This is a genomic window from Streptomyces sp. CB01881, assembly GCF_002953255.1.
In the GTDB taxonomy this organism is placed as follows: domain Bacteria; phylum Actinomycetota; class Actinomycetes; order Streptomycetales; family Streptomycetaceae; genus Kitasatospora.
Window position 1 is genome coordinate 10709087 of sequence record NZ_CP026498.1, and the last position, 9002, is coordinate 10718088.

Below are 9002 nucleotides of genomic sequence, written 5' to 3' on the forward strand. Positions count from 1 at the left end.
GGTGGTGGTTTGGTCTGCAGCAGCGGCACGCCGACCTGGGCCTGGGTGCCGTCCGCGCCGGGCGGGGCGCCGGTGCCGAGTAGGGCGACACAGCGTTTGAACGGGTCCCCTCCCTGGGTGAGGATCCAGCCCGGGGTCTGCGGCGGGTTTGCGGAGACGACCTTCTGCCCGGTGCGCTGGACGTCGCCGAACCCGAGGAACGTGAGCAGCTCCTGTGCGGCCTTGTCGCCGAACTCCGCGGGCTGACGGATCCTCGGCCCGGTGCGGTCGTAGTGGGTCTCCAGGGCGTCGATGCCTTCGAGTCTCAGCCTGACGTCGCCGTTCTTGACCTCGACGGGGGAGTCCTTGAGCTTGTCGAAGACCGTCGGGTCGGTGGGGATGAAGTGGAGGGTGTCGCCGTCCGGCTCGGTACCGATGATCCGGTACTGGCCGTGGACCAGCAGCGTTCCCATGGCAGTCCCTCGGGTGGGAGGGCGGACGCCACACGTCGGCGCACGCCGGTTTACAACGGTGAGTCCTCACCGTGGGTAGCGGCCTCGTCATGGAGGTGGCGGAGGCGCCGCCACTGTACGTTCGCATCCGATCGACTTCAATGACCGCCGCGCTCTCACCCGGTCCTGACGGTTCGGAGCCACCCTGACCGCCGCGAACCTCCGGTTGTCGCGGTGACCGTCACCGGTCTCCCGTCCTGTGGGGCCGTACTCCGCTCGGCTCTCACGGTGTCACCGGCCGGGCGGTTCCACGCGCCGCCAGCCGGAGGCGGAGAGGAGGCCGGACCTTGGCGTGTCGCCGTTGCACCAGGCATGCCACCAGTGGTGATCCGGTGTCGGTCGCGACCGGTCAGGCCACGTGCATCCGCACATCCATGCGTCCTTCTCGGCGCACCCGCATGGGAGACCTGCTGATGTCCGCTTTCTTTCGTTCGATGTCCCGCGGTTGGGCCCTGGCCTCCTGCGTGCCCGTGCTGCTGCTCCTCGGGCTTGTCTCGTGCGGTTCGTCCCCGCACTCCGGGCATGCGGGAGGCGGCATGCCCGGGACGGACCACGGCGCGATGACGGCAACACCCGGTGCGATGTCCTCGGGCATGGCGGGCATGCCGGGGATGCCCGCCATGGACGCAGCCGCCCAGGGCCTCGCCGCCGAACGGGAGGGCTACCGCCTGGACGCCAGGAGCGCCGGCCTGCCCGCCGGCCAGGCGGCGGGCTACCCCTTCGCCATCACCGGCCCGGACGGCAAGCCGGTCACCGACCTCGTCCTGCACCAGACCAAGAAGCCGCAGGTGCCGACCCCGCTGTGCCGTCAGCCGGTGGGGCGACGCTGTCCCCTTAGCCACCGGCGGGCGCCGATTCCCGCGGCAAGGTGGCAGGCGAGGCCGATCGGGACGGCGAGCAGCGGGACCTTGGTGCCCAACCAGAGGTGCAGCAGCAGTCCTGCGGGGACCAGCACGAGCGCGGCTGTGCGCAGGGCGCGATTGGTCCGCAGAGCGGTGGGGCTCACTCGGGTCGTCCGGGCTTGGTGGCGCGGACGTGGTGGATCCAGGGGTGCAGGTCCCCGGTCTCGATCTGCGTGAACCCGGCGTCGCGGACCAGGGGTTCGAGCAGGTGGACCGGGTTGTGTTCCATGACGGGCCCGGTGACGGCGCCGATGAGATGGCGGGCGACCGGGTTGGCGGGCGGGCGGAAGTCGGCGAGCAGGAGTCGGCCGCCGGGGCGCAGGACGCGGTGCATCTCGGCGACGGAGCGGGCGCGGACGTGCTCGGGCAGGTGGTGGATCATCAGGCTGCTGACCACGACGTCGTAACCGCCGTCCGGGCCGGGGAGGTTCTCGGCGATGCCGTCGGCGAAGGTGCAGTGGGGGCGGCGGTCGGCGCGGCGGCGCGCGTGGGTCAGGACGTCGGGGGAGGGGTCGATGCCGAGCACGCTGCCGGCGGGGGTCACGGCGTCGGCGACGCACAGGGTCAGGTAGCCGGTGCCGCAGCCGACGTCGAGGGCACGGTCGCCGGGCCGGGCGCCGCTGAGCCGGGCGAGGCGGGTGAAGACCTGGCGCCGCCGGCCGCCGAAGAGGACGTTGCCGAAGGCCTCGTAGGCACGTCCGTGGGTGAGGGTCTGCCCGGCGGTGCGGGCGTCGGCACTGCCGTGCAGAAAGCGTGCGAGTTCCATGCCGTCTCTTTCTTAGTGGCGACTAAGTAGTGTTGAACTTAGTTGCGACTAAGTCTCTTGGCAAGGGGCGGATAGGATGCGGACGTGCCCGAGCCAGATCCCGCAGCGAAGCGTCCGCGTACGCGCCTGAAGCCGGCCGACCGCCAGGCCCTGATCCTTGCGGCGGCCACCGAGGTCTTCTCCGAGGTCGGCTACCAGCGCGGCAAGATGTCCGAGGTCGCCCGCCGGGTCGGCGTGAGCGAGCCGGTCGTCTTCCAGAACTTCGGCTCCAAGGCCGCGGTCTTCGCCGCCGTCCTCGACCACGCTGCCGCACAACTGGAGGCGTCTCTGCGGGACTGGGCGGGGGGCAGCCCGAGTGTCGGTGCGTGGCTGGCGGAACTCCTCGCCCCCGAGCACCTCGCCCAGGTCCACGCCCGCGGCACCCTCGGCGTGCTGTTCGCCGACGCGATGACCATCACCGCCGAACCGGTCGTCCTCGACGCGGCGCGGCGCGGGAACAGGCTCGTCGCGGCGGCGCTCGCCGACCTGCTCGCGGACGGTCAGCGCGACGGCAGCATCCGGTCGGACGTCGAACCCGAGACCGGCGCGTGGTGGCTGGTCTCCCTGCTCGCCTCGCAGCAGTTCCGTTTCGCCGTGGCGCCCGAACCTGCACAGTGGGAAGGCAAGTTGGGCGCCCTGACGCTGAGCTCCCTACTCGCCGACGGCGCTTGAACGGCCGACGGGCCGCGGAGGATCGGAGCCCTGTTGGTTGTTCTCGCTCGCCAGGCCGATGACCGTGGCCCCGGTACGGCGGGCGAGGTGGACGGCGAGCGAGCCGACTCCTCCGGCTGCTCCGGAGACGACGACGGCCTCCCCCTCCTCGGGGTGGACGGCGTGTACCGCCCCCCACGCGGTCACGCCGGCGACGTACAGGCCGCCGGCCACCTCCCATGGCACCTTCTCCGGCTTGCGCGTGAGGTCGCCGGCCTCCACCAGGACCAGCTCGGCCTGGGAGGCCCGCTTGTTGCTGAACCCGATCACCTCGTCACCGGGCCGGAATCCGCCGACCCTGGCGCCGACCTCCTCGATGACCCCGGCGAGGTCGCTGCCCTGCCCGGACGGGAATATCGACGGGAACATGTCCGCTACCGCCCCTGTGCGGATCACCGCCTCACTGGGGTTGATGCCGGCAGCCTTCACCCGTACGAGGATCTGCCCGTCTCCGGGTAGCGGGCGCTCGACCTCGTCGACTCGCAACACGTCGATCCCGCCGAACTCGTCGTACCTGACCGCCTTCGGCATGATCTCTCTCCTTCGCCCCGATGGGGTCCCTGCTCAGGTGAACGGGCGGGGTCTGGGGCGTGGGCTACGTCCGCCGAAGTTCGAGCACGGGGATGGTGCGGACTCCAGCCGTCTGGCGTGCGTAATCGGCGAAGCCGTGGTAGCGCCGTGCTTGCTCGGCGTAGACGCGGTCGCGTTCGGCGCCGGTCAATTCGCGGACGGTCACCTGGTACGTCTCGGTCCCGCGTTCGATGCTGCCGGCACCGATGGCGGTCAAGTTGCGGTACCAGTCCGGGTTGGTGGGTGCTCCGCCCTTGGAGGCGAAGACGTAGATGATGTCCGGCTCGGTGTCGTGCGGGAGGTACATCATCGGGTTGACGTACTCCCGCCCGCTCCTGCGGCCGCGGTGATGCACCAGGACCAGCGGAGCGCCCTCGAAGACCCCGCCGACCCTGCCCTCGTTCGCTCGGAACTCCGCGATGGTCTTCGCGTTCCAGTTGGCCGTTTCGCTCATGTCGAACTCCTGTCTGGAGGTGTGCCACTGTGAGCCTTCCCACCAGGCAGGTGAGGAGGCATCACCGGATCAAGGTGATTCGCACGGTCGGGGGCGTCGCACCGCGAAGTCCGACAGGCTCTGTCCGACCTCGGGCAGGTGGCTGGAGACCAGCAGCAGGTGGTGCACCGCCCCGACACCCGCGGCGGGTTCCGCGGTGATGATGCCGCCGTAGCTGTGGGCGATGACAAGGGTGGTTCGTCGTCGTTCAGCAGTGCCTGCCGTACTGCCGCGGCGTCATCGGAACGACCCGGACCGCCGACGCCTTCGGGCAGGTCCGCCTGCTCCGTTCGGTGCGTCGAGGCGCTCACCGACGCCGGACGCCCGGAGAAGGCCTGGCCGTCCTTCGTCGCAGCGGACGCGGAAATCACCAGGTTCCGGCGATAAACGCTCACCTGTCCGGCGGTGATCCTGGGGGCAATCGAGAAGACGGGCACCTTGTCGGGGAAGGCTCACCATTGCGGAGATCTTCATGCGTCCCCTGAGCCGGAGGCTGACGGCGCGGCGCTGCCGCCGGACTGTTCCCCCGTGTCACCGACAGTGCCAGGGCCTGCAGTGAAGAGCTCCACAGCGTGAGTTGCATGTTCAAGTAAACGAGGAGGTCATCATGACCATCGCAACGCCGAAGCCGGGACAGTACGCCATCGACGTCCCCCGCTCCGGGATCACCTTCACCACCAAGCACATGTTCGGGCTGGGCACCGTCCGCGGCAGCTTCCGGCTACGCAGCGGCACCGTCTCCCTGACCGAGCCGCCCACCGGGAGCCGCGTGCACGCCGTCGCCGACGCCGCCAGCTTCGCCACCGGCAACAAGAACCGCGACCGCCAGGTGCTCTCCAAGGCGCTGCTCGACACCGCCACCTACCCCGACATCGTGTTCACCTCCACCGGGGCCGAACTGGACGAGGCCGGCGCCTGGGCTCTCCAGGGGCAGCTGACCGCCCACGGCGTCCCCGCGCCCGTCACCTTCACCGTGGCGAAGGCCGAGGTCGACGGCGACGAGATCGCCGTGGAGGCCACGGCGACCGTCGACCGCTACGCCCACGGCGTCACCAGGCTCAAGGGCATGGCCGGGCGCCGCCTCCAGATGACCGCGACCATCCGCGCCCGCCTCATCGGCGGCGGCTCTGTCTAGCGGGCCGCCGCACAAGGAGTGACCGTCGTGACCGCGGAGGCACTCGCGTCGGAGATCGAGCGCCCGCCCGTGCCGGCCGCATTCGTCACCGGATCCGTCACCAGACCTTCATGCCGCCGTCGACGACCAGGTCGATGCCGGTCACGTACGAGCTCTCGTCGGATGCGAGGAACAGCGCGACGTTGGCCACGTCCTCGGGCCGGCCGAACCGGCCGAGCAGTGTCCGCTCGACCATCCGACGTGCGAACTCGCCGTCCACCAGCTGCCCTTGGGTGGCGTTGCTCTCGATCCGGCCGGGCGAGATCGAGTTGACGCGGATTCCGTGCCTGCTGCCCTCCATCGCGAGCTGGCGCGTCATGCCGATGATCGCGGCCTTGTTCGTCGTGTGGGCCAGGGACGGCAGTAGCTTGAAGCTGAGCGATCCATTGAGCGAGGCCATGTTCACCACCACGCCGCGGCTGTCCCGCAGGTGCGGCCAGGCCGCGCGGGTGAGCTGGAAGACCAGGTCGACCTCGTCCCGCCGGGCTGCGTCCCAGTCCTCGTCCGTGACGTCCTCAAGCCAGCTGAAGCGGGTCCTGGCGGCCAGGTTGTACAGGACGTCGATGCGGCCGAACTCGACGAGCCGCGCGGCTTCGGCAGGATCGGACAGGTGACACGGTTGCAGCGACACCATCGTGCCGCCCGCATCGCGGACCGTCTCGACGGTCTTCTCCGCCGGCTCGACCGCCACGTCGCAGCCGACGACCAGAGCTCCCTCGCGGGCGAAGGTCAGGGCGGTGGCACGGCCCATGCTGCCGCCCGTGCCCGTGACGACGCAGACCTTCCCTTCCAGTCGGCCCGGCATCTCAGCGGCCCTCCGGAGACGCCGTCGCGGCGCGTTTCCCGGCGTCCGCGGCGCCCACGGCGGTCCGGTCGTCGATGAGCACCAGGGCGCGGTCATGGGCGGTCCGGAAGCCCGAGTGGCGCTGATGAACCTGGGCACCGTCGAAGCCTGGGCGCTGAAACACTCCGACGGCGTGCACCATCTCCAGGAGGGCGCAGACCTGGCCCGGAGGATCGGGCGGCCCTATCTTGAGGTCGCCTGCCTGGCCCAGCTCGGCTTCGCCTCGAAGCTGCCCGACTTCACCCACGCCCGCAGGCGCAGCGAGCAGGCCATCGCCCTCGCCGAGGAACACGGCTGGCGTACCGCGACCATCCTGGCCCCGGCGCTGGTCACCCTGGCCTACGTGATGGTCTGGTCGGGCGAGTTCGACAGCGCCGAGCAAGTCCTGCGGCGCGCCGATGTCGCCCTGCAAGCCGACAGCGGACCCGGTACCGGGATGCTGCTCCACCTCGTCAAGGGCATGCTCCACGCCGGTCGCGGCCGAGAGCCCGAGGCCGCGCAGGAGTTCACCGAGGCGCACGCCCAGCAGTCCCGGCTGTCCCATCCGCACGCCCTGACGGGCTACGTGACCGGCTGGCTGTCCGCCACCCGTGCCCGGCTCGGCTCGCCGGGCGAGGCACGTGCGGTTCTCGACGCACTGCGCGCTCCGCTGAGCGACGCCGGAGAGATTCGCAATGCCTGGGCCGTGATCCACCTGGCGGAGGGCGATCCGGCGGCGGCACTGGCCGCAGTTGCCACGGTCATCGACGGGACGGCGCCCTGCGTCCATGTCGCCACCGTCGTCGAGGCCAACGTCCTGGCCGCGCTCGCGTACCGGGAAGTCGACGAGCCTCTGCGGGCCCAGCAGGCTGTCGAGCACGCCCTCGCGCTTGCCGAGCCCCAGCGGTTGGTCCTGCCCTTCGTGACGTCCAGCAGCGGGGACCTGCTTGAGGGCGTGCCGCGGCGCCGGTCGGCCCATGCCGCGCTGCTCACCGATGTCATCGACGTCGTCCACGGGTCGGCTCGGGTGACGAGCGCCTTGCCGCTGTCGGCAGCCGAGGCGCTGAGCCCGGCGGAGCTGCGGGTCCTGCGCTACCTGCCGACCAATCTGTCGCGGCCCGAGATCGCCGGCGAGTTGTCCGTTTCGGTCAACACGGTCAACACACACGTGCGCAACATCTACGCCAAGCTCCACGCCACCGACCGTTCCTCAGCAGTGCAGCGGGCCCGGGAGCTGCAGCTGCTGGGCGGCGGGCCCTCCCGGTAGTCGGTGGTCACCAGATCCCGGCGATGGCAGATCACCAGGCGGGAATCGAGCATCGGGAGTATGAGCGCAGAACCGGCCCTGTACACGATCCGCGTCGACGGCCTTCTCGGTGCCACCGCGCTGTCGCATTCCCGTCGCTGGCAGCCGAGCACGAGGTCGCGCAGACCGTGCTTGTCGGTTACCTCGATCGCTCAGGGCTTTACGGGGTGCTGTCGCAGCTGGAGATGCTCGGACTCGACGTGGTCGAGCTCAGCCGCACCCGCCCGCCGAGCCCCTCGCCGGACCCCGGCTCATCACCTCCCGGATGACTGCGATCGTCGGTCGCCGGTGAGCGTGCTGTACCTCTGCAGCGTGAGGGTTCGCTCCGGCGCTCCGACATGCCGCGACTCGGCAGACCCGCCAACGGCTCCCTCCCCAACCGCATAGGGCTGCGAACGGCAGCAGGTCGACTTCGAGGACGACCTACGGGCGTTCTGCCTTGACGCCTCCGGGTGGGAGCCGACGAACGCAGGTCTCATCGCTCCGCTTATCGGACCCGAGCACGGTGAGGAACTGATGCGCGCGGTCGGCGCGTTCGCCGCGAGGAACGCCGGCCGGCCCGAACTGCAGGCAGTGCTGCAGGCGTTCGCGGCGATCCCAGACCTCGCCGGCGACGAAGCCATGGTGGCCGCCGTCCGCAGGGCGCTCCCGGCATGCGTCGCGTGGCCGAGAGTCACCCGCTCGTGGCGGTCCTGAAGTGCCTCCTCGACGGGGGACGACCGTAGCGGCAGGCTCTCCGGACGTGACGGAGACCGGTTCGAGCCCCGACGGCGTGGATGCCCGCTCTGACCGCGGCCAGTACCTCGGCCCCGGGGACCGGGCCGCGGGCCGGGTGTTCGAAGGACACGGGCCGCTGGTCGGCCGCGCCGCCGATATGGACCGGATCGGCGCTCCGGCGACGTCGACACCGCACACCGCCTGCTCGTTCCCGGAGGTTCGTGGACGGCTCCGGCTCAAGTGGCCGTTCGGCGGGGCGCGTCCGTGTGCCGTTGCCCGGTCGCCCGGGAGCCGGCCGGAGCAGCCTGCCAGACAACCGTGCGGCCGTGGACAACCAGGCGGCACTAACGGAAGGTGAATTCGCGGTGACGTTCAGGGCGTGCGCAGCGCGTCACCGGTGCGCGTGAGGGTTCGCCGCCGACGATGGCCGCGTTCGTTCGTCGGTGCGCCACGTGCTCGCAGGGAGTCCTCGTGTCTGCTGCTCGTTCAGTCGTTATCCGTTCGCTCACGCCTTCGGCGCTGGCACTGGCGCTGGCGGTTGCCGCCGCGGGGTGCAGCTCGGAGTCCGACGGCGCGGCAGCGGCCGCGACGGCCTCCGCATCGATCGCCTGCGGCGGATCGGGGCAGCTGCTGGGCGCCGGTTCCACCGCCCAGGGGAACGCGATCGACGTGTGGAAGACCGCGTTCGGATCGGCGTGCCCGGGTGTCAGCGTCAACTACGGCGGTGGCGGCTCGGGAGCCGGCGTCCAGCAGTTCAACGCGGGCAAGGTCGCGTTCGCCGGCACTGACGCAGCCCTCAAACCAGCCGAGGTCGACGCCTCCAAGCAGGTCTGCACCGGCGGCCGGGGAATCGACCTGCCGATGGTCGGCGGCCTGATCTCCATCGTCTTCAACGTCACCGGCGTCGACAGGCTCGTCCTCGACGGCCCCACCACCGCCAAGATCTTCGACTCGCAGATCACCACCTGGAACGACCCGGCGATCGTCGCGCTCAATCCGGGCACCACCCT

8 protein-coding genes and 1 pseudogene are annotated in these 9002 nt (G+C 70.7%); 4 read left to right on the forward strand and 5 right to left on the reverse strand.

What is annotated here, in order from left to right:
• Together C2142_RS41030 and C2142_RS36125 are read right to left on the reverse strand one after the other, a co-directional pair.
• Positions 1 to 452 (reverse strand): annotated as a pseudogene (locus tag C2142_RS41030) (nuclease); the annotation flags it as partial.
• 1041 nt (positions 453 to 1493) lie between these two features.
• Positions 1494 to 2159, reverse strand: coding sequence for a methyltransferase domain-containing protein (locus tag C2142_RS36125; RefSeq protein WP_148647038.1), 666 nt, complete (start codon positions 2157 to 2159; stop codon positions 1494 to 1496).
• An 84-nt stretch (positions 2160 to 2243) separates the two neighbouring features.
• Here C2142_RS36125 and C2142_RS36130 point away from each other — a divergent pair, with 84 nt between their 5' ends.
• Positions 2244 to 2870, forward strand: a complete 627-nt coding sequence (locus C2142_RS36130) for a TetR/AcrR family transcriptional regulator (RefSeq protein ID WP_148647039.1) — start codon at positions 2244 to 2246, stop codon at positions 2868 to 2870.
• Here the strand turns inward: C2142_RS36130 and C2142_RS36135 are convergent.
• Both C2142_RS36135 and C2142_RS36140 read right to left on the reverse strand, forming a co-directional pair.
• Positions 2850 to 3440, reverse strand: coding sequence for an NADP-dependent oxidoreductase (locus C2142_RS36135; RefSeq protein ID WP_148647040.1), 591 nt, complete (start codon positions 3438 to 3440; stop codon positions 2850 to 2852). The two genes, C2142_RS36130 and C2142_RS36135, sit on opposite strands and share 21 nt — an antisense overlap.
• Before the next feature lie 64 nt (positions 3441 to 3504).
• Positions 3505 to 3933, reverse strand: coding sequence for a nitroreductase family deazaflavin-dependent oxidoreductase (locus C2142_RS36140; RefSeq protein WP_148647041.1), 429 nt, complete (start codon positions 3931 to 3933; stop codon positions 3505 to 3507).
• Between the two features lie 646 nt (positions 3934 to 4579).
• On the opposite strand from C2142_RS36140, the gene C2142_RS36145 reads away from it, so the two are divergent.
• On the forward strand, positions 4580 to 5107 hold the full coding sequence (locus C2142_RS36145) for a YceI family protein (protein WP_148647042.1): 528 nt from the start codon (positions 4580 to 4582) through the stop codon (positions 5105 to 5107).
• A 97-nt stretch (positions 5108 to 5204) separates the two neighbouring features.
• On the opposite strand, the gene C2142_RS36150 is transcribed toward C2142_RS36145, so the two are convergent.
• Complete coding sequence (locus C2142_RS36150; RefSeq protein WP_241003005.1) at positions 5205 to 5897, reverse strand: SDR family oxidoreductase; 693 nt, start codon at positions 5895 to 5897, stop codon at positions 5205 to 5207.
• A 16-nt stretch (positions 5898 to 5913) separates the two neighbouring features.
• On the opposite strand from C2142_RS36150, the gene C2142_RS36155 reads away from it, so the two are divergent.
• Both C2142_RS36155 and C2142_RS41035 read left to right on the forward strand, forming a co-directional pair.
• A complete protein-coding gene (locus C2142_RS36155) occupies positions 5914 to 7236 on the forward strand; it encodes a LuxR C-terminal-related transcriptional regulator (protein WP_206671096.1) in 1323 nt (440 codons plus the stop codon).
• Between the two features lie 1179 nt (positions 7237 to 8415).
• Positions 8416 to 9002 (forward strand): substrate-binding domain-containing protein (locus tag C2142_RS41035; protein WP_241003006.1); only part of this gene is annotated, 587 nt, incomplete at its 3' end.